General features: G+C 64.6%; 16 protein-coding genes. 4 read left to right on the plus strand and 12 right to left on the minus strand.

The genetic code is table 11. The features are described from left to right. Window positions 1-27 precede the first annotated feature (27 nt). The 4 genes from fabI to AC1DS6_RS16775 all read right to left on the minus strand — a co-directional run bounded on the left by fabI (window position 28) and on the right by AC1DS6_RS16775 (window position 5500). Window positions 28-810 carry an enoyl-ACP reductase FabI gene (gene fabI / locus AC1DS6_RS16760; RefSeq protein WP_441627370.1) on the minus strand — a complete coding sequence of 261 codons (783 nt, stop codon included), beginning with the start codon at window positions 808-810 and terminating at the stop codon, window positions 28-30. Window positions 811-954: 144 nt separating this feature from the next. Beyond that, window positions 955-2145 carry an acetate/propionate family kinase gene (locus AC1DS6_RS16765; RefSeq protein WP_441627372.1) on the minus strand — a complete coding sequence of 397 codons (1191 nt, stop codon included), beginning with the start codon at window positions 2143-2145 and terminating at the stop codon, window positions 955-957. Between the two features lie 4 nt (window positions 2146-2149). Then, window positions 2150-3088, minus strand: coding sequence for a phosphate acetyltransferase (locus AC1DS6_RS16770; RefSeq protein WP_441627374.1), 939 nt, complete (start codon window positions 3086-3088; stop codon window positions 2150-2152). A gap of 51 nt (window positions 3089-3139) precedes the next feature. Next, the gene (locus AC1DS6_RS16775) at window positions 3140-5500 is read right to left on the minus strand and encodes a DUF3141 domain-containing protein (RefSeq protein WP_441627376.1); all 2361 of its coding nucleotides are present in this window, start codon (window positions 5498-5500) and stop codon (window positions 3140-3142) included. Between the two features lie 788 nt (window positions 5501-6288). Between AC1DS6_RS16775 and AC1DS6_RS16780 the strand changes: the two genes are divergently transcribed. Continuing rightward, a complete protein-coding gene (locus AC1DS6_RS16780) occupies window positions 6289-8055 on the plus strand; it encodes a SulP family inorganic anion transporter (protein ID WP_441627378.1) in 1767 nt (588 codons plus the stop codon). Window positions 8056-8203: 148 nt separating this feature from the next. Here the strand turns inward: AC1DS6_RS16780 and AC1DS6_RS16785 are convergent, their stop codons facing one another. Both AC1DS6_RS16785 and ppk2 read right to left on the minus strand, forming a co-directional pair. Next, a complete protein-coding gene (locus AC1DS6_RS16785) occupies window positions 8204-8764 on the minus strand; it encodes a GNAT family N-acetyltransferase (RefSeq protein ID WP_441627379.1) in 561 nt (186 codons plus the stop codon). Between the two features lie 103 nt (window positions 8765-8867). After that, window positions 8868-9689 (minus strand): polyphosphate kinase 2, encoded by an 822-nt coding sequence (gene ppk2 / locus AC1DS6_RS16790; protein ID WP_441627381.1) that lies wholly within the window; start codon window positions 9687-9689, stop codon window positions 8868-8870. 600 nt (window positions 9690-10289) lie between these two features. Here ppk2 and AC1DS6_RS16795 point away from each other — a divergent pair. Continuing rightward, on the plus strand, window positions 10290-12416 hold the full coding sequence (locus AC1DS6_RS16795; protein WP_477102776.1) for a patatin-like phospholipase family protein: 2127 nt from the start codon (window positions 10290-10292) through the stop codon (window positions 12414-12416). Between the two features lie 88 nt (window positions 12417-12504). Here the strand turns inward: AC1DS6_RS16795 and AC1DS6_RS16800 are convergent, their stop codons facing one another. From AC1DS6_RS16800 to AC1DS6_RS16825, 6 genes are all read right to left on the minus strand, one after another. Further along, complete coding sequence (locus AC1DS6_RS16800; protein ID WP_441627385.1) at window positions 12505-13074, minus strand: BPSL1445 family SYLF domain-containing lipoprotein; 570 nt, start codon at window positions 13072-13074, stop codon at window positions 12505-12507. A gap of 231 nt (window positions 13075-13305) precedes the next feature. Continuing rightward, window positions 13306-13953, minus strand: a complete 648-nt coding sequence (locus AC1DS6_RS16805; protein WP_441627387.1) for a hypothetical protein — start codon at window positions 13951-13953, stop codon at window positions 13306-13308. After that, window positions 13950-14606 (minus strand): SCO family protein, encoded by a 657-nt coding sequence (locus tag AC1DS6_RS16810; protein ID WP_441627389.1) that lies wholly within the window; start codon window positions 14604-14606, stop codon window positions 13950-13952. The genes AC1DS6_RS16805 and AC1DS6_RS16810 overlap by 4 nt, the downstream gene beginning before the upstream one ends. Window positions 14607-14632: 26 nt before the next feature. Further along, window positions 14633-15238, minus strand: coding sequence for a c-type cytochrome (locus AC1DS6_RS16815; RefSeq protein ID WP_441627391.1), 606 nt, complete (start codon window positions 15236-15238; stop codon window positions 14633-14635). A 34-nt stretch (window positions 15239-15272) separates the two neighbouring features. After that, entirely contained in the window at window positions 15273-15881 is a 609-nt protein-coding gene (locus AC1DS6_RS16820) for a cbb3-type cytochrome c oxidase subunit II (protein ID WP_441627393.1), read from the minus strand. Continuing rightward, window positions 15878-17530, minus strand: coding sequence for a cbb3-type cytochrome c oxidase subunit I (locus tag AC1DS6_RS16825; protein WP_441627395.1), 1653 nt, complete (start codon window positions 17528-17530; stop codon window positions 15878-15880). Before AC1DS6_RS16825 ends, AC1DS6_RS16820 begins: the two co-directional genes overlap by 4 nt. A gap of 410 nt (window positions 17531-17940) precedes the next feature. On the opposite strand from AC1DS6_RS16825, the gene AC1DS6_RS16830 reads away from it, so the two are divergent. Together AC1DS6_RS16830 and mdtN are read left to right on the plus strand one after the other, a co-directional pair. Next, window positions 17941-18198, plus strand: coding sequence for a YtcA family lipoprotein (locus AC1DS6_RS16830; RefSeq protein WP_045239049.1), 258 nt, complete (start codon window positions 17941-17943; stop codon window positions 18196-18198). A 19-nt stretch (window positions 18199-18217) separates the two neighbouring features. Continuing rightward, complete coding sequence (gene mdtN / locus AC1DS6_RS16835) at window positions 18218-19267, plus strand: multidrug transporter subunit MdtN (RefSeq protein ID WP_441627397.1); 1050 nt, start codon at window positions 18218-18220, stop codon at window positions 19265-19267. Window positions 19268-19276 lie beyond the last annotated feature (9 nt).

A 19276-nucleotide genomic window follows, 5' to 3' on the forward strand; every position in this document is an offset into this window, starting at 1 on the left:
ACTCTCCTCGGTTGCTGCCGCGGCGCGCTACGCCATGATGTTGACGCCGCCATCCACATACAGCGTTTCTCCCGACAGTCGCCGCGCAAACGGCGTCGCGAGAAACGCGCACGTAAAACCGACATCGAGGATGTCGACCAGTTCGCCAACGGGCGCGCGCTTCGCTGCGTCGCTAAGCATCAGGTCGAAGTCCTTCAGCCCGGAAGCGGCGCGGGTCTTGAGCGGACCAGGCGATATCGCATGCACACGGATGCCCCTGGCGCCGAGCTCGTAGGCCAGGTAGCGCGAAACGGCCTCCAGCGCGGCTTTCACCGGACCCATTACGTTATAGTTCGGCACCACTCTGTTTGCGCCGTAATAACTCATCGTGAACATCGTGCCCCCGTCCCGCATCAGAGGCGCGGCCAGCCGCGCCATGCGGATGAAGGAGTGGCAGGAGACGTCCATGGCCTTGCCGAATCCCTCAGCGGAGCAATTCAGCAGGCCGCCCTGCAGATCGTCCTTTGGCGCCCAGGCAATCGAATGCACGAGGATATCCAGCTTGCCCCAGGTCTTTTCGATCTCGGCGAACACGCCCTCAAGCTCCCCTTCGCGCGACACATCGAGCGGCATGAAGATCGGGGCTTCCAGTTCCTTCGCCACCGGCTCCACGTATTGCCTGGACTTTTCGTTCACATAGGTGATCGCGAGGTCGGCACCCATCTCCCGAAAGGCCTTTGCGCAGCCATAGGCGATTGACTGGTCGTTGGCGATCCCGCAGACCAGCGCTTTCTTGCCCGCCAGGATCGGCCGGAGTGTTTCGGCTGTCATGTTGCTGCTCCATCATAGGACATCTCCGGCACCCGTGCGGGCGCCGCAAGCGTAGCCTGGGTTGTGCCGCTTGCGCCTGCCCGGGCGACACGCCGGGTGCCGTCTCCATCGGCACCGCCTTGCCCGTGGCGAACGAAATGGTCTTCATTGCGCCGCCGTTCCGATCACCGACCTGGTGTGCCTTGCGATCATGAGTTCCTCGTTCGTCGGGATGACCCACACCGGCACCGTGCTCGACAGCGTGCTGATTCTCGGCTCGCCCCTGGCGTTCGCGCCGGCATCCAGCGCGATGCCAAGCCAGTCCGCCTGCCGGCAAACCTGCTCGCGTATCGGCGCGGCATGCTCGCCGACACCAGCGGTGAACACCAGTGCATCCAGTCCTCCAGCCGCGGCCGCAAGCGAACCTAGCTCGCGCGCGATCCGGTAGGTATAGAGTTCAACGGCGAAGCGTGCGCGCGGATCGTCGCTGGCCAGCAGCGCCCGCATGTCGCTGGAGATCCCGGAGACGCCGAGCAGCCCGGACTTGCGGTAGATCAGGTCCTCGATAGCGCGGGCATCCATGCCGAGCTCATCCATCATGTACAGGATGACACCGGGATCCAGATTGCCGCAGCGCGTACCCATGGGCAGCCCGTCCACCGCGGTGAACCCCATGGTGCTGGCGACACTCCGGCCGGCCACGAGCGCACACATGCTGCTGCCGTTACCCAGATGGGCAACCACGGTGCGGCCGGCGGCGGCGGCGGCGTCGACCGCCGGCAAAACGCTGGCGATGTACTCATAGGAGAGCCCATGAAAGCCGTAGCGCCGCACGCCGCGCTGCGTGATCGAGGCGGGAAGCGCGAAAGCCTGTGCCGCTTCTGGCTGGCCGCGGTGAAACGCCGTGTCGAAACAAACCACTTGCGGCAGTTCGGGGCGCCGCTGCGCGAGAATGCGGATCGGCTTGAGGTTGTGCGGCTGGTGCAAAGGGGCCAGGGGGCTCAGGGCGTCCAGCGCAGAAACGACCTCGGGCGTGACTTTCACCGCCTGCGTGAACTGCACGCCTCCATGCACCACGCGGTGCCCCACGGCGACCAGATGGTGGCCTTCACCGTGCCCGCGCAGGAAATCGGCGAGAAAGGCAATGGCCCCGCCATGACCCAGTTCGGTGCCATCGCCCCAGTGTTTCGTCTCCACCTCCGCGCCCGATGCGTTGGTGGCGCGAAAGCCCGGCGACGTGTAGATGCCATCGAGACTGCCGCGCAGCACCAGCTCCGGCTCGTCGCCGTGGGCACCGAAAGCGCTGAACTTGATGCTCGACGAGCCTGCGTTGAGTACCAGTATCACGTCGGCCATGGCCTTACCCCAGTGCCTTGCCCGACTCGCGGCGGGCCTTTGCCACCAGCGCGGCAACCGCGCAGGATGCCAGCCGGGTCGACACGGAGTCCGCCCTGCTGGTGAGGATGATAGGTACCCGCGCGCCGAGCACGATGCCGGCCGCATCGGCACCGGCGAGAAAGGACAGGCTCTTGGCGAGCATGTTGCCGGCCTCCAGGTCGGGCACCAGCAGCACGTTGGCGCGGCCCGCAACCGGCGAATCGATCTTCTTGATGCGGGCGGCCTCCAGGTTGATGGCGTTGTCGAGCGCCAGAGGGCCGTCAACGACCGCGCCGGTGATCTGGTGACGTTCAACCATCTTGCACAGCGCTGCAGCTTCGATAGTGGACGGGACCTTCGGATTGACGGTCTCCATCGCCGACAGGATCGCCACCCTTACCTCCTTGAATTGCAGCGCATGGGCCAGATCGATGGCGTTCTGGAGGATGTCCGCCTTCTCGGCGAGCGTGGGAGCAATGTTCACGGCGGCGTCCGTGATAATCAGCGCCTCCTCATGGTCCGGCACGTCCATCACGAAGCAGTGGCTGACACGCCGGGAGGTGCGCAAGCCAGTATCGCCCTTGACCACCGCCGCCATCAGCTCATCCGTGTGCAGACTGCCTTTCATCAGCGCCTCGGCCTTGCCTTCGCGCACCAGTTGCACGGCAGCGGCGGCAGCCGCATGGCTGAAAGGCGCATCGACGATCGGATACGGACTGATGTCGATACCGGCGGCCTTCGCTGTTTCCTCGATGCGCGCCCTGGGACCGACCAGGATGGGGGCGATCAGCCCCATCTGTGCAGCTTCCACCGCCCCTTCCAGCGAACTCCGGTCGCACGGATGCACCACCGCCGTCGGCGTTGGCGGGATGGACTTGCAGAACTCAATCAATCGCTGGTACTTCTCGTGCTTGGTGTTCACTTGCACTCCTCCTGCTCGATTAAGCCGTGGCCGGCAGCATTCCCGGCGCGCTCAGGCCCGCGCGAGCGTAGCCGGTCGGCGCACGCGCTCCGGCTTTCCCGCCGCGGCTCTCCGGATGCGCGCGAGCATGGCCACCTGTTCTGCCGTGGGCTTGCTGCCAAGCACGCGCTCATCCGCCGACAGCTTGTCCAGCAGCGTCAGCAGCCGTTCGCGGTCGGCCGGATCCTGGAGCAGGACCGCCAGCGTCTCCAGGGCCTGCTCCGGCGCATGCTGAACGATGATTTCCTGCTGGCCGCGAATCGAGCGCCACTCGTGCATCGGCACTTCGGGCAGGAATTCACCGTAGTCAGCTACCATCTCCTTGCGCATCTCCAGCCGCGAGAGCGGCAGCGGCTCCCCATGGCGGATCAACAGGAACGCGATCCTGCCGAGCGCTTCCACATAGCCTCCTCGCGCTATCGAAGCCAGGGCCTCCCTGACCTGCGGCAGCTCCGCCGGCTCCGCCGCCACCGGCCGTCCGTCATGCGCCGGCTCTTTGTTGCCGAAGTACAGGGAGAACATATTGGCGTAGATGCCGAAGAACGATGCCTCCGTCATGGCGTCGCGCACGGCACGGTATCCGTCCAGCGCCGCGCTGACGAGTTCGGCCCCGGCTTGTTCCCGCTGCCGCAGCGGATGGTCTGGCTCCATGGCCTGACGGTTCTCCCTGACGGCTTCGGCGGCGGGACCCAGCCAGGCGAGCCAGGGGTTCATATCCGACAGCGCCCAGTTCTGCACCCGCAGCGGGTGGAACTCGCGCAGCAAGCGTGCCGAGAAATCGTTGGACATCGCCTGCACGAAGGGTTGCGCGAACAGCTCATAGGCGCGCTGATTGAAATCCGACAGCGCCGCTACAGCCTCGAACGGCTTCTCGTCGACTCGCTGGAAGCGATTGAGCCGCGCCACGATATCCTCGAGGCGATGCTCCCGGAACTCCACGTCGTACTCGACGTCGCCGCTTGCGCTCTTTTCCGCACGCTCCGTAATGGCCATGCCATAGAGCCCGGGAGGCAGCAGTTCGATGCTCTTCAGCACGGACACGATCTGCGCGTGCTCCTTCTGTGCCACCTTCCCCGAAACGAAGATGCCCAGGTGACCGATGTTCTGGTGAAGCATCCCGACGATGACCTGGCCTCGCGCCTTGATCTCCTCGGTGCTCTCGTACACGTCCACTACCCAGTTGAATGCCTGCTGCGGCGGTGTGATGTTGTCGCCCATCGAGGCGAACAGCACGATGGGCGATCTGATATCACGCAGGTCGAAGCCCTTGCCGCCCGCGCCCTTCACATCACCGGACCATAGCTTGTTGCCGACAAACAGATTTCGGGTGATCCACTCGATCTCCTCCCGGTTCATCAGGTAGTAGCCACCCCACCAGCGCTCGAACTCCAGGAAACGCGGCGGCTCCGTGTCGGCCTTGTTGTACAGGTTGAAGTATTTGTCCCACAGGCTGTTGGCGGGATTCAGGTTCTCGAAGTTCTGCACCAGGTGGGCGCCATCGAACTTGCCGTTGCCGAGATCCGCCGTGAACGAGGACAGCCAGGTACCGCCGAGCAGGCCGCCCGCGTAGCGCATCGGGTTGTCTCCCTCATCCTCGCTCCAGGCGCCGCTCCAGTACGACATCGGCGCACCGTTGATGACGATGGGTCCGGTGTCGTCCGGGCCAGAGGCCGCCAGCATCATGGCCGCCCAGCCGCCCTGGCAATTGCCGATGATGGCCGGCTTGGGGCTGTCCGCATGCAGCGCACGGACCTTCTTCACGAAGACCTGCTCGGCCTCGCACACATCGAGCAAGGTCTGGCCCGGTTCGGGATCGCGGAAGAAAATAACGAAGTAGACAGGATGGCCTGCACGCAATGCGACGCCCACCTGCGAATCGTCCTTGAATCCCCCGATACCGGGACCATGGCCCGCGCGGGGGTCGATGATCAGGTAGGGACGGCGGCTGTTGTCGATATGCACGCCTTCGGGCGGTGTGATCCGTAGCAGCGCGTAGTTCACCGGCCGCTCGAACTGGCGGCCGTCGAGGACAAACTCGTAGTCGAAGTGCAGTACCGGCTTCAGGCCCTGCACCGCGTTCTCGACAAAGTGATTGCCGCGCTGCCGGAGCGTGTCCCAGAAGAGGATGGCACGTTGCCCCGCATCCACGGCGTAAGCGTAACAACTCAATGGATCGGCGCCTGTCATCAGCCTGGCGGCGTCGGCAAGGCCCTCGGCTTTGCCAATGCCTTTGCCAATGCCATTGCCATCGCCGCAGGCCTCCTGCACCCGGTGACCAAAGGCTTCCTGTGCATTCCTGACGCGTTTCTGAAGTACCAGACCGGTCTTGATACCGATCTCGTGCGCATGTACTAGTTGCTTTCCAGCATCCATGGTGATGACCTCGACAGCCAGTTGTTAAACCGTCCGCGAGCGGCATCGCCGGCGGATATGGAAGGTACCTTCGCGTATAGGATTGGCCTCAATAGTGGCGGGCTATGCCCACTGAGCCATGCACGTGCGATTCGGCAACGCCGGCGTATCGGGGCGTCGCGTTTCGCAGACTTGATATGCCTATGTTTTATACATGCGGTCCGCCAGCACATTGACTTGCATCAAGAATGCGTGCTCGTTGCCGAAATGACGTCACGCACCGTTCATTGGCGGGCTTGTTCATTGCCCCGGTGACCGGAATGCAGTTGCCACGCGGCGCACGGGCGGTTGTTGAGAGGCCAGCGCCGGCGGCCAGGCACCTATGGCGGCACCCTGGCGCCGCGCGCCAGCGGGATGTGCCGGGAGCACTTTTCCCTGGACGACGTCCGGCCGCAAGTCGTGACGCTTGCCGGTCCTAAACGCGTCCGGTAGCGCAGAGGCTCAAGAAATGGGCGCCACCGTTTTCGCGTGAAGTGAACAGGCCAGACCCGTCCGGACTTTGCGCCAAATCAAGCACAAGCACCCTGTGCCGAATATCTTGGAAGTATGGACTGCGGCTGTGGCACCAGCGCGTGAGGCGCAGCACACCGGCGTGCACTAAGCGTTGTTTCTTGGAGGCCTTGCTTTTCCATATGGCGCATTCGATTTTGACGGCGGGAACAGGCAACTAGCGTGAGCAGGTCTGTTACCTGAGTGTTATGCCTGATCCAGGTTCCCGTCAGATCCGCGCCCCAAGAGGATGTGATGCCATGACCGAAGATCCCGGCACCGCCGGCGAAGCCACCAGCGGGACTTCCATGCGTGGGTGGCGCGCAGTATTTCCTCCTGCGCAGTGGCTGACCACCTACCGGCCGCAGTGGCTGGCGCGCGACGCGATTGCCGGCGTCACGCTCGCTGCCTACGGCATTCCGGTTTCGCTCGCCTACGCATCGCTCGCCGGCCTGCCTCCGCAATATGGCATTTACTGCTATCTGGTTGGCGGCCTCTTCTACGCGCTGTTCGGCTCCTCTCGCCAGCTTGCGATCGGGCCCACCTCTGCGATCTCGATGCTCGTCGGGGTCACGGTGGCGGGCATGGCCAATGGCGATCCGGGCCGCTGGGCCGCCATCGCGGCGCTGACGGCGGTGCTCATGGCCGGCATGTGTTTGCTGGCATGGCTGCTGCGGCTGAGCTCCCTGGTCAATTTCATCAGCGAAACGATACTGCTCGGCTTCAAAGCCGGCGCGGCCCTGACCATCGCCTTGACGCAATTGCCCAAGCTGTTCGGGGTCAAGGGTGGCGGCGAGGCTTTCTTCGAGCGCGTCGTCATTCTCGCCGGTCAGATCCCCGATACCAACCTGGTCGTGTTCGCTTTCGGTCTTGTCGCGCTTGCCTTGCTGCTGCTGGGGGAGAAATTCCTGCCTGGCCGCCCGGTCGCTCTGTTCGTGGTGGTGATTTCCATCATCGTGCTGTCGGCAACGTCGCTGAGTCAGTTCGGCTTCAAGGTCGTCGGTGCGTTGCCGCAAGGTTTGCCGGAGTTCCGCCTTCCCGGGCTGCGGGCACGCGATGTGGACGGGGTGGTTCCGCTGGCATTCGCCTGCGTGTTGCTGTCCTACGTGGAAAGCGTTTCCGCGGCGCGGGCACTGGCACAGACGCACGGCTACGAGATCGATCCGCGCCAGGAACTGCTCGGCCTGGGCGCGGCGAATCTGGCCGCGGGCTTCTTCCAGGCCTACCCTGTCGCCGGCGGTCTGTCCCAGTCATCGGTGAACGACAAGGCTGGTGCCAAGACGCCACTCGCGCTGGTTTTCGCCTCGGTCACGATCGGACTGTGCCTGATGTTCCTGACCGGCTTGCTAGCCAACCTGCCTAACGTGGTACTCGCAGCCATCGTGCTGGTTGCCGTCAAGGGCTTGATCGACATCGGCGAACTGCGCCACGTGTGGCGGGTAAGCCGCCTTGAATTCATTGTATCGATGGTGGCGTTTGCCGCCGTGCTTTTGCTGGGCATCCTGAACGGCGTGCTCGTGGCGGTACTCGTTTCGATGTTGCTGATCATACGGCGCGCGGCGCACCCGCATGTGGCCATCCTCGGCCGCATCCCCGGCACGCGCATTTACTCCGATATGGAGCGTAATCCCGACAACGAAGCCATTCCTGATGTGCGGGTGTTCCGCGTCGAGGCGTCGCTGCTTTACTTCAACGTCGAGCATGTGCGTGCTGCCGTCTGGCAGAGAATCCGCTCGGCCGCCGCGCCGGTCAGGCTGGTGATCTGGGATCTGTCCACCTCGCCCGCCGTCGACCTCGCCGGCGCACGCATGCTGGCGGCATTGCATACGGCATTGAAGGCAGAAGGGATAGATCTGCGGCTTGTGGCGGCGCATGCGAAGGTGCGGGATATGCTTCGCGCTGAAGGGCTGGAGGATCGCCTCGGCTATTTCGGGCGCCGCGTCTCGGTGGCCGATGCGATCGACGAGTTTCAGCGACACGCGGAAACGGGCGGCCCGGCGGGAGCTGAAACGCAGGTCATGGGATAGCGAACGTGGAGGAGGACGTTTCACCACGGGCTGGAGATCTGAGGTTGACCGAGATTGAGCAACCGTTGCCGGACGCCATGAGGGTCGGGAAGGGATGAAGCTTCGGCACCAGTCGGCCAGAACCAGAGAGACGGACTATCATCCGCCCTTACCCTGGTGCCGGTGCTTCCGCCGCCCCCGTCAAGCCGAGACTGACCACGCGCAACGTGGCATCTTCGTGGCAGGCCGTGTCGACAAACCCGAGCCGGCGGGCAAGGCCGCGCATCCCGGTGTTCGAGGCCAGCACGTAGCCTTCCATGGTGCGATATCCGCGTGCGCGGGCGGCAGCGATCAATACTTGCATGAGACACCGCGCCAGCCCGAGACCGTGCCATTCGTCGTCGATCGTCACGGCAAACTCGCAGACATCGCTGCCCGGCGCGGCGGCATAGCGCGCGCCGCCGACAATGCTTTGCGCATCGCCGTAGATGGCGACCAGCGCGCACTCCAGCTCCGGCGCCGGATGCGTTGCCGACTCAAGCATCGCCTCCGGCAACTCCCGCAGGGAGGCCATGAAACGCGTGTAACGCGAGTCCGCGGAAAGCCGGTCGAAGGCCGCCAGCAAGCCGGCCTTGTCCTCCTCCCGGATCTTGCGCAGCACTACCTGCCGCCCATCGCGCAGCGCCACCCGGGCCGGCAGCGATATTTCAGAGAGGGGATTGTCTTGCATGGTGACCTTGTTTGTAGTTGGCCCAGGGGACCGCGTTGCCACGGCGGTCCGCGCGTGCGCTTAGGCGAAACTGACAGAGGTTACGGATTGAAACCCGTGGCCCTCAAAACTGCTCTGGAACGAATTTGTAGGGATAGTCCGGTTCCCGATAGCCACCAGGCTTCTGCCGTTCTGGCAGCTTTACCTTCTTGCGCGGCACGGCTTCGTAGGGAACCTTGGCCAATATGTCGCTGATGATATTGAGACGGGCGCGCCGCTTGCAGTTCGAGTTGGCAACATACCATGGTGCGAAGTCCGTGTCCGTTGCAAGGAACATGTCGTCGCGCGCGCGCGAGTAGTCATACCACCGGCTGTAGGACTTCAGGTCCATGCCCGACAACTTCCAGGTCTTCCGCCCATCGTTAATGCGCGCCTCAAGGCGGCGGGTCTGCTCTTGCTCACTGACCTCCAGCCAATACTTGAGCAGGATAACGCCCGAGCTCACGACGGCCCGTTCCACAAGGGGCACGGCGCTCAGGAATGACTCGGCCTGTTCCTCGGTGCAGAAGCCCATGACCCGCTCCACGCCGGCACGGTTGTACCAGCTGCGGTCGAAAATCACCACCTCGCCTGCGGCGGGCAGGTGCGGAAGGTAGCGCTGGACATACATCTGGCTCTTTTCGCGCTCGGTGGGCGCCGGCAAGGCAACCACGCGGAACACGCGCGGACTCACGCGCTCGGTAATGGCCTTGATCGTGCCGCCTTTACCTGCGCCATCGCGCCCTTCAAAGATGATGCAAAGCTTGCAGCCGGTCGCGAGAATCCATTCCTGCAGTTTCACGAGTTCCACATGCAGGCGGGCAAGTTCCTTCAGGTATTCCTTATTGCTGAACTTTCCGTCCTCCCGTGGCTCGGTATCGGCGTCATGCTGATTCGTCTTTGCCATGATTCTTCTCCTGATACCGCCGCTGACAACCCCGGGTGGGCATGTACGTCAAATGTGGCCGCCGGCTTCTGCGTTGGCAATCGGACTTTGGTCCTACACATGCGCCGCGCAACGAAATTTGTTCTCATTCTCAATATCGGGCCTTGCGCATTGGCGGGTGATGGCTGGTACGCACAGGGCCGCCAATGGCGCCCCACCTTGATGATGCTGCGATGCACCGACCGGCACGGCGTTTCTTCCTTGTTTCAAGGTAGTGCAGATCCGCGAGGAAAAATTGACCTGCAACAAGTAACCAGTGCAATACCTACCGCAGCGGTGTTCGTCCATCTAAGCTATACAGAACGTTCGCCTTGAAAACTGCCCATGAAAGCCGCAGCCAGACCAGGAAGGCGACAGCTTCAAATCTGGATCGGCTCGGGTGGTGTTGCCTTGTGCCCGCCGGGGTACGCGCGCCCTCGGTGTCTTGCGCGCGCCTTGCTGGCTGCCTTTGCCGCCTTTTTGGCGATCCCGGCGCTTCCAGCGCTTGCGGAGCCAGGGTTGCCGGCCGCACAGCCTGCTGCTGCCACCGGCGCCCCTCTCGCCAGCGCCCCCCCGCAGGCCATGGGCAGACCGCGGATCTGCCTGGTGCTGTCCGGCGGCGGCGCACGCGGCGCCGCCCATATCGGCATCCTGAAGGTTCTGGAATCGCTGCGCGTGCCGGTGGACTGCATAACGGGTACGAGCATGGGATCGCTGGTCGGTGCCGCCTATGCGACCGGCGTCACGCCAGGCGAAATGGAGAAAATCGTCGCTGGCTTGTCCACCAGCGCACTATTCAAGGAACGGCCGCCGCGGCAGGATCTGAGCATCAGGCGCAAGCAGGAAGATCGCAGCAATCTGTTTACGCCGGAAATCGGCGTCAAGGGCGGCCAGTTGGAATTGCCCAAAGGCGCCGTCACGGGCGTGCAGCTCGAGAAGGTACTGCGCGGGCTGGCGCGCGCGCCAGGCTATCGCGATTTCAATGCCCTGCCGATTCCGTACCGCGCAGTGGCCACCGACCTCGTGACAGGCACGCCCGTGGTGTTCACCCAGGGCGAGCTGGCCATGGTCATGCGCGCCAGCATGTCCGTGCCGGGCGTGGTGGCCCCCGTCGACTACGAAGGGAAGCTGCTGGTCGACGGCGGACTGACCAACAACCTCCCCGTGGACGTGGCGCGCGCCATGGGCGCGGATATTGTCATTGCGGTGAACCTCGGCACGCCGCTGATGCGGCGCGACGAACTGGGATCGGTGATCAGCGTGACCGGCCAGATGCTGAATATCCTGACCGAGCAAAACGTACGTGCGTCGCTGGCACAACTCCGGCCAGAGGACATCCTGATTCTGCCGGAACTCGGGGATTTTTCGGCAGGCGACTTCGATAACCTGGAAAAGACGATCCCGATCGGCGAGGCCGCGGCACGCAAGGTTGCCGACCGGCTGGCCCCGCTGGCCTTGCCACAGCAGGAGTATGCCGCACTGCGCCAGCGCCAGCAGGCCGCAGCGCCGCAAGACCGTCGCCCGGTCGACGAGATACGCTTTGCACCGCTGCAGCGCGTCAACCCCGATTTCGCCGCCGGCACCATGGAAACCAAGTCTGGCGAACCGATCCGGCCGGAGCAGCTGGATAAGGACATGAGCCGGCTGTTCGGCACCGGCGACTTCGAGCACGTCAACTATCGCGTGCTCGATGAACCAGGCCAACGGATCCTGTCGGTCGATGCCGTCGAGAAGTCCTATGGCCCCAACTACCTGCGCTTCGGTCTCGGGCTGAGCACCGACTTTCGTGGCGATGCGTTCTTCAACCTGCTGGCCAGCCATCGGCGCACCTGGATCAATTCACTCGGCGCCGAATGGCGCACCGATGCCCAGCTCGGACAGACAACCAACCTGACCAGCGAGTTCTACCAGCCCCTGGACACGCGCCATACCTTCTTCATCGCGCCTCGGGTGGAACTGGAACGCCGCTCGGTTAACGTGTTCCGGGACACGGACCGCATCGCCACCTACGACCTGCGCCGTTTCGACCTGGCACTGGATGTAGGCAGCCAGTTCACGAAATATGGCGAAGCCAGGATCGGCGTGCTTACCGGCAGCGAACACGTCACGCTAAGCACCGGTCCGGCCGCGCTGTCGCCCGGCCAGGAGAACAACAAGCGCGGCGCCATCACCGGCCGGCTGCTGGTGGACCAACTCGACAGCGCGAGCTTCCCGCGTACCGGCTATGCCGGCAGCATGCACGTCTACGCCTCCGAGCCGGGACTCGGCGCCGACCAATCCTATGTCAAGGCGGATGCCGACGGCACCTACGCCTGGTCCTCAGGCCGGCACACCTTGAATTTCGGATTCAAGGCCGGCAGCAATATCGGTGGCAACCCGCTGCCACGCTACGACTTGTTCCAGTGGGGCGGTTTCCTGAAGCAATCGGGATACAGCACCGGGGAGTTGCTGGGTGGCAACCTCCAGTATCTCCGGGCGGTCTATTACAACAAGCTGGCCAGGCAATCGCTGCTGGAAGGCGTGTATGGCGGCTTTTCGCTGGAGGCCGGCCGCATGGGCGAGCCGCTGGTGCAGGGAAGTCCTACCGGCGTGCTCAAGTCCGGCTCGCTGTTCGTCGCCATCGATTCGCCGATCGGGCCACTCTACCTCGCCTATGGCCGCGCCGCTGGCGGCCACTATGCCTACTACCTGTTCCTTGGCAAGCCTTAGCCCTGCAATCCCGCGCGACAGCTCGGGCAAGGCCGCCCGCCCTGGCTCCTGAGCGGGAACCAGGGCCGGCCGCCTTGCGAATCGCGGGCTAAATGTCCAGCTTCCCGATCTTCGTCCCTGAGAGCGACAGGTTCGCCATCAGGCCAGCGTTGGTCACTACGAAGCCGATGATCGGCGCGCGGGCGGTATTGGTATCGATTTTGCCGTTGGCGCCAATCGTCGCCAGCGCCACGGACCCATCGACACCCGCGGTCCAGCCGTTGCTGGCACGGAACGACGCCAGCGAGTCCGGGGTCATGAACATCAGGATGAGCGCCTTGGACTGTGCCCCCGCCAGCCAGCCGAATGACGCGGTCGTGGTCCTGTAGTAGCCCACCGACCCCCCTGCCACGCGTAACGCGCCCTCGCCATACTCGGCGCCGACGATAAAGCCCGCGGCAATCACGCTCGGAAATACCAGGATGCCCTCCGCCTTGGCGGAAAGTTCCCTGGATCCGTCCGCCGTGGCAAAGAGCTTGTTCAGCGCCCCATCGACGCTGGCGTCGATCTCCCGCCGCTTGCTCGCAGTGTCCGTGGCAGAGCCTGACGTGGTGGAACACGCCGTAACGGAGGCGGCTAGCGCAACGGCGGTCAGGGAACAAAAAGTACGACGTTTCATTTTTTTCCTCCTTGGGGGACTGTGGCCACAGGCACTCGGTAAGTCGCAACGCACTGATACAACCCTGCAGTTAAAGGTTAGGGCAGCCGGTGTGCTTCGCTTTGCGCTAGATCAGCATCCTGAAGGACGTGCTGGCTACCAAGGCGGTCGCCACGTTCCCGGCGGCATAGCCGCCCTCCCCGACAAGGCGTCGTCAGGGCCTTAAAAAAACCACCTCCGCGCACCGGCGGCCTATTGCTCTTCCCCCTCGTGTGAGCCGCCGCGCGGAGAAAAGCCAAAGCCGGGCAGTCGCCGCAGGTGCAAAACTAGCCCGACGGCAACCGCGACGGCATAGGCAATGAGCCCATTCCCCGCGAGCCATTGATCCGCCAGCAGGTAGTTGGCACAGAGTCGGCTCCGGGTGTCATGGAACAGCATGCCCACCGTGGCCAGCGTCCATACAAGATTGCCGGCGAAAAACAACAGCACTGCCGCTGGCGCCCGCCTCAGCCCGTGCTGTAGCGCGGCTCCGGCGAAAAGCAGCGATATGTACTTGGCTGCGTTGACGCCTGCATCGAGCCGCGCCAGGTCCAGCGCCAGCGGCACCATCCAGAACATCAGGCAGAGCGAGAAGCACAGCAACGGCGCCAGGCCCATGCGCATCAGGGCTTCGACTGCGCGAATACCGTCATGCCGGCGAGCGGCGAGGACGGAAGCGACGAAGCCCAATGCCAGGAGAACGGGAAACTCCGCCAGCATCTGCAGTGCCATGCTGGCTTCGATGGCCTGGCGGACCGGCGCCAGCAACAGAACACCGGGCAGGCAGAGCAGGCACCACAACGCCCACTCGCGTCGCGGGCGCGGCGCGGGCAGGGCCGCGACACCGGCAGCCGGCTTCATCGCGCCGCCTGCCGCGCCGCGACCAGCGCCTGGTCGAACGACTGGTAGTCGTACAGGCCGAGCACCACGCCGCGCCCGTCAATCAGATGGATTTCGGCGTTGTGGATATATCCGCCCAGTCCGTCCGGTATCACCACCACATCGAGCGAGCGCAACAGGGCCGCTTGCGCGGCAGGCGCCACGGGCGCGCCGATCCGCCAGATGCCGGGGTCGGCGCGTTGCTGCGCGCCATAGGCAGCCAGGCGCCGCGTCTCATCATGGGCGGGGTCGATGGAGATGGACAAAAGCCCGACCCGGTCTGCCAGCCCCTGTGCCTGAATATCCTGCTGAAGCCGGAAGAATGCCGGCCCGAGCGCGGCGCACACGGTGGCACAGCGGGTATAGATGAAATCCACCAGGTACACCTGGCCGGAGCGGGATGCCGGCGTCCAGGGCGTGAACCGGTCGCCACGCGCGTCGCGCATCGCCAGCGGCGGCGCCACCAGTTTTCCCGCCATGGCCATGGCGCTGCGCCGGTCATCCAGCGTCCACACCCGCATGCCCCACGTGAGCCAGGCGAGCGCCGCCGCGAAGCCAAGGCACAACGCCAGGCAACCCAGGCCCGCGGCCCACAGGCTGGGCGGGCGGCGCGAAGTTCGAGAGTCCGTGGCCATCACTGCCTTGACTACCTTCCCTGTCACTACTTCAGCGGAGCGAGTTCCTTGTCGCCATCGAAGGGGGCCGCCCTGTCCTTGGTGGCGATGCGAACCTGGGCGACCAGGTCCGCCGTCACAGAGGGCGCGGCGTTGCCCCATTGGCTTCTTGCGTAGCTCAGCACGGCGGCGATTTCCGCGTCGCTGAGCTGCGTGCCGAAGGGCGGCATGGCGCCGTTGAACGCGCTGCCCTTGACCGTCAATTGCCCGGTGATGCCATGCAGCACGATCGCCACCGCGGTCTCGGCCTTGCCCTGCACCCACTCGGAAGCGGCCAGCGGCGGGAACACCCCGGGCAGGCCCTGGCCGGTAGCCTGATGGCAGGCGGCGCAGCGCGAAGCAAACACTGCAGCGCCGTCCGCCGCGCCGCCGCTGGCCGCCTTCTGGCCTTGCAGCGCGCCGACGGTGCGGCCGTCGCCGAGCTCGGAGGGGATATTGATCGGTGCCCTGGAGATGTAGTAGATGCCCCACAGGATCAGCGCCGCCACCAGCACCACGATGCTGCGCGGAATCGGCGTCTGCCCTTCGCCGGGGTCGGCGTACTCCCGCTGCTCCTGCGGCGAGGGCTGGGAGGGTGGCTGGTTGTCTGGCATGGCATCGGGTTCCGTCAAGCGGCGCGTGAAACGGCTATTTGCCTGCCTTGGAGGCCGCATCGTCCGGCGCGGGCAAGGCAGCATACGTGTGGTCGAGCGCCTTCAGGTAGGCAACCAGGTCGAGCGCCTCGGGCGTTGCCACCACCACCTTGCCAACCGGTGCGGCCCCCGCCGGCAGCGTCACCACGTGTTCGCCCGGATCGGCAGCTGCCTTGACATCGAACAGGTAGGGATAGCTCGGCATGATGCTCTGCGCAACGTAGGCGCGCGGCTGGTAGAGGTGCCCGAGATGCCAGTCCGCGCTGAGCTGGCGCGCGCCGATATTGAACAGGTCGGGCCCGGTGCGCATCGTGCCAAGCAAGTGCGGGTGATCGTAGTAATAGTCCGCCGCCACCGATGCCCTGCCCCACCCGCGCTTCACGTCGGGCGCGAACGACGGATCCCGCGGCTGCTGCGAATGGCAGTAGACGCAGCCATTGCCGATATAGACCTGCCGGCCCCGAAGTTCCGCCGACGTATAAGGTTTCAGGCCGGGAGCAGGCTTGACGTACTGCAGTTGCAGGTACGGCACCACCACCAGCGCGCTGGTGGCCACCGCCAGCATGACCATGCCGGCACCGATCATCAGGGTGACGTTCCTCATGAACTGGCTCCTGTCTTGTTCAGGTCGGCAAGCGGGAACATGGCGGGCTTGTCTCGGTTCGGCCCCAACCCCAGGATGACACAGACGAAGTTGGCGATAAAACAGAGGTGCCCCAGCACCATCAGGCCGCCCCCCAGCGAGCGGGCCTGCAGGTAAGGCACCGTCAGCGTGACCGAATCCATGAACGGCCGCGAGGCATCCAGCATGGCCAGCCCCTGCAGGGTGCCTGCGATGGTCAGGGCGATGAAGTAAATCGCGATACCAACTGCGGCGCACCAGAAATGCGCCGCGATCAGGCTCGGGTACGGCCACTCTCGCTGCGTGACACGCGGCACGATGAAATAGATCGAGCCAAAGAATACGAAGCTCACGAACGCGTAGAGCCCCAGGTGGGCATGGGCAACCGTGTAGTGCGTGAAATGCGTGATGACGTTGATGCTGCGCAGGGCTTCGAAGGAGCCCTGGAACGAACTCAGCGTGTACATCATGCCGCCGAGGGTCACGAAGCGCAGCGTGGGCGAATACAGCAGCGCCTTGAAGTGGCCGCGCATGGTCTGGTGCAGGTTCACAGAGAACGCCACGACCGGGATCAGCATCATCATGCTCTGCACGATGGACAGCGTGACCATCCAGCCGGGAACCGGGCCGCCCACCAGATGGTGGCCGCCGACCTGCCCATAGAAGAACGCCAGCGTCCAGAAACCGAGCAGCGACAGGCCGTACGACTGGATCGGCCGGCCAATGATCTTGGGGAGGAAATAATAGATCGATGCCAGGGCAAGCGGCGTATAGAACAAGCCCAGCACGCTGTGCCCGAACCACCAGTTCATGGTTGCCTGCTCGACGCCGAAATGCACGTAGGGCACCTTGGCCACCAGGTACAGGACCGGGAACCAGAACAGCGCGCATCCCATGTACCAGACCGAGACATACAAATGGCTGACGCGGCTGGCCAACAACGTGAGTACCAGCGGCATGCCGATCAAGGCGCCGCCCACGGCGAACACGATGCCGATCTGCCAGGGGATCTCCAGCCATTCGAGGCCGTCGGACAGACCGACGGCAATGCTGCCCAGGCCGGCAACCACGCCGGCGTTCCACATCATGGCGCCCAGCAGCGCGTAGTTGGCGCCAACCAGGCGGGTCCTCAGCACGCGCGGCAAGACAAAGAGCGCAATGCCCAGCCCGGCCATCGGCGCCCAGCCATACGCCACGGCATTCAGGTGGACGGTGCGGATGCGCCCGAAGGACAGCCAGGCCTGCGAGGCGAGCGCATCCGGCAGGTGCAGCTTGAGCGAAGCCGTCAGCCCGGCCAGCGACGCCACCAGCAGCCAGGCCATGGCGCAACACAGGAAAACGAAGACCACCATGGAAGACGAGCGATCCGCTTCCGCCCTGGCCGTCAGTTCCGCGGCCAGCGTCGGAGACGGCGCCGGCAACCCGGTGCGGGTTGCGACCTCCTGCAATGCCGTGCGCTGCTGCCCGGTGACCGAGGGCTCCTCCGCCCTGCCGATTTCCCCGGGCGCGAAAATCACCGCTGCCGCGCTCGGGGAACCGTCAAGCAAGCCGTACCGTACGCTCAGGATAAACACGAGCAGGCCGACCACGGAAAGGATAAAAGCCGAGAGGAGTATGGAGACCGTGCTCATGAAACCCTCCCGGGGCTTTGGCATCATGTGGTGGCCGGCGCGCCGCCCGGCTCGATCTTCCGCTGGCGTCGCGCCCCCCCCGATACAGGCTCATCAAGTCACTTATTCGCAACTTCATGATATGCGCCCATGGTGCGCAGCTTCAGCGCACGGACCGGGCCTTTGGCATGAACGCGACCGCGCCAGGAACGGGAACCAGCGCATGGAAATGCATGCAATGTAGACCATCGAAGACCGCTTGCCAAATTTGCCGGCCGGCCGCGCAGACAGGGCCAGTCCCGGAGCAAATTCTTCCATTGGCTATGCGGATCGTGCAAAATGGGCAGCCGGAGTCGGCGCATAAAGGCGATCTGCACAACGTGTCGACGCCTGCCGGCAGACACACGCAGCGCTGAATAATGGGAGACTCCATGAGAGTGATCGGTGTTGCTGCCGTTGTCGCCCCCGCGCTTGGGGGATGTGCAAGATCGCCCTCCCTCAGCGTGCTCGGCGCGTATTTTCCCGACTGGATGTTCTGCATCATCGCTGGCGTTGCGCTTGCCATCGCCTGTTACCTGCTGCTGGAGCGCAGCCGGTCCGGATACTGGCTCGGCCCTCCGGCCCTGGCCTATCCAACACTCGTCACCCTGTTTTCCCTCGTTGCCTGGCTGATCCTGTTCCAACCTTGACCCGCCCGGGCGCATGAACATGACGACAACGAACAACAAGAAGGCGTGGCCGGCCCTCGTACTGGTCCTGATCACGCTGGCGCTGCTGATTCTGGTGATCTGGATGCTGGACCGCTCGCCGCGCACCGACGATGCCTATGTCTACGCCGACGCGATCGACGTGGTGCCGGAAGTCAACGGGCGCATCGTCCAGCTCGCCGTGCGCGACAACCAGGCGGTGAAACAAGGCGACCTGCTGCTACAGATCGATCCACGCCCCTACCAGGATGCGCTGACCCGGGCCAAGGCTTCGCTGGCCGCGCTTGACCAGCAGATCATGCTGACGCAGCGCACGGTCAATGCACAGCAGTACAATGCGCAATCCGTACGGGCGGCGGTCGAACGCGCCCGGGCAGCGGCCACCCAGGCAACCGATACCCTGCGCCGCACCGAGCCGCTTTTGCCGCAAGGCTATGTGTCGGCGGAAGACGTCGACCGCGCCCGCACCGCGCAGCGCGCCACCCAGGCCGAGCTCAATGCGGTGCAACTGCAGGCGCAGCAGGCGGCGGCGGCGGTCAGCGGCGTGGACGCGCTGGTTGCGCAACGCGCGGTGGTCCTGGCGGAAATCTCGCTGGCCGAATTGCATCTGGAATTTGCCACCGTGCGGGCACCATTCGACGGCCGGGTGGCGGCGCTGAAGACATCGACCGGCCAGTTCGCTTCCGCGCTCAAGCCGGTGTTCACGCTGATCGATACGCGCCACTGGTACGTGGTGGCGAACTTCCGGGAAACGGAGCTGAAAGGCATGCGGGCCGGCACGCCGGCCACCGTCTACCTGATGAGCGACACCGGCCAGCATTTTCGCGGCACAGTCGATTCGATCAGCTATGGCGTGGCGCCGGACGAAGGCGGCCTGGCCCTGCCCGGCGGGCTGCCGCGCATCCAGCGCAGCCTTAACTGGGTGCACGTGGCCCAGCGCTTCCCGGTCAAGATCCGCGTCGAAAATCCCAATCCGGATCTGTTCCGGGTCGGCACTTCAGCGGTGGCCATCCTGCACCCCGAGGCAGGCAACCCCGACGGGCGTCGCTGAGGCACCGCC

The organism is Cupriavidus sp. 05L310, from assembly GCF_056398185.1.

Excerpts from the sequence above, each read along its gene's own strand:
- AC1DS6_RS16780 (WP_441627378.1), top strand. The coding sequence starts at position 6,289 with ATGACCGAAGATCCCGGCACCGCCGGCGAAGCCACCAGCGGGACTTCC.
- ppk2 (WP_441627381.1), bottom strand. The coding sequence starts at position 9,689 with ATGGCAAAGACGAATCAGCATGACGCCGATACCGAGCCACGGGAGGAC.
- AC1DS6_RS16765 (WP_441627372.1), bottom strand. The coding sequence starts at position 2,145 with ATGGCCGACGTGATACTGGTACTCAACGCAGGCTCGTCGAGCATCAAG.
- fabI (WP_441627370.1), bottom strand. The coding sequence starts at position 810 with ATGACAGCCGAAACACTCCGGCCGATCCTGGCGGGCAAGAAAGCGCTG.
- AC1DS6_RS16815 (WP_441627391.1), bottom strand. The coding sequence starts at position 15,238 with ATGCCAGACAACCAGCCACCCTCCCAGCCCTCGCCGCAGGAGCAGCGG.
- AC1DS6_RS16800 (WP_441627385.1), bottom strand. The coding sequence starts at position 13,074 with ATGAAACGTCGTACTTTTTGTTCCCTGACCGCCGTTGCGCTAGCCGCC.
- AC1DS6_RS16810 (WP_441627389.1), bottom strand. The coding sequence starts at position 14,606 with ATGGCCACGGACTCTCGAACTTCGCGCCGCCCGCCCAGCCTGTGGGCC.
- AC1DS6_RS16825 (WP_441627395.1), bottom strand. The coding sequence starts at position 17,530 with ATGAGCACGGTCTCCATACTCCTCTCGGCTTTTATCCTTTCCGTGGTC.
- mdtN (WP_441627397.1), top strand. The coding sequence starts at position 18,218 with ATGACGACAACGAACAACAAGAAGGCGTGGCCGGCCCTCGTACTGGTC.
- AC1DS6_RS16795 (WP_477102776.1), top strand. The coding sequence starts at position 10,290 with ATGGGCAGACCGCGGATCTGCCTGGTGCTGTCCGGCGGCGGCGCACGC.
- AC1DS6_RS16830 (WP_045239049.1), top strand. The coding sequence starts at position 17,941 with ATGAGAGTGATCGGTGTTGCTGCCGTTGTCGCCCCCGCGCTTGGGGGA.
- AC1DS6_RS16820 (WP_441627393.1), bottom strand. The coding sequence starts at position 15,881 with ATGAGGAACGTCACCCTGATGATCGGTGCCGGCATGGTCATGCTGGCG.
- AC1DS6_RS16805 (WP_441627387.1), bottom strand. The coding sequence starts at position 13,953 with ATGAAGCCGGCTGCCGGTGTCGCGGCCCTGCCCGCGCCGCGCCCGCGA.
- AC1DS6_RS16775 (WP_441627376.1), bottom strand. The coding sequence starts at position 5,500 with ATGGATGCTGGAAAGCAACTAGTACATGCGCACGAGATCGGTATCAAG.
- AC1DS6_RS16785 (WP_441627379.1), bottom strand. The coding sequence starts at position 8,764 with ATGCAAGACAATCCCCTCTCTGAAATATCGCTGCCGGCCCGGGTGGCG.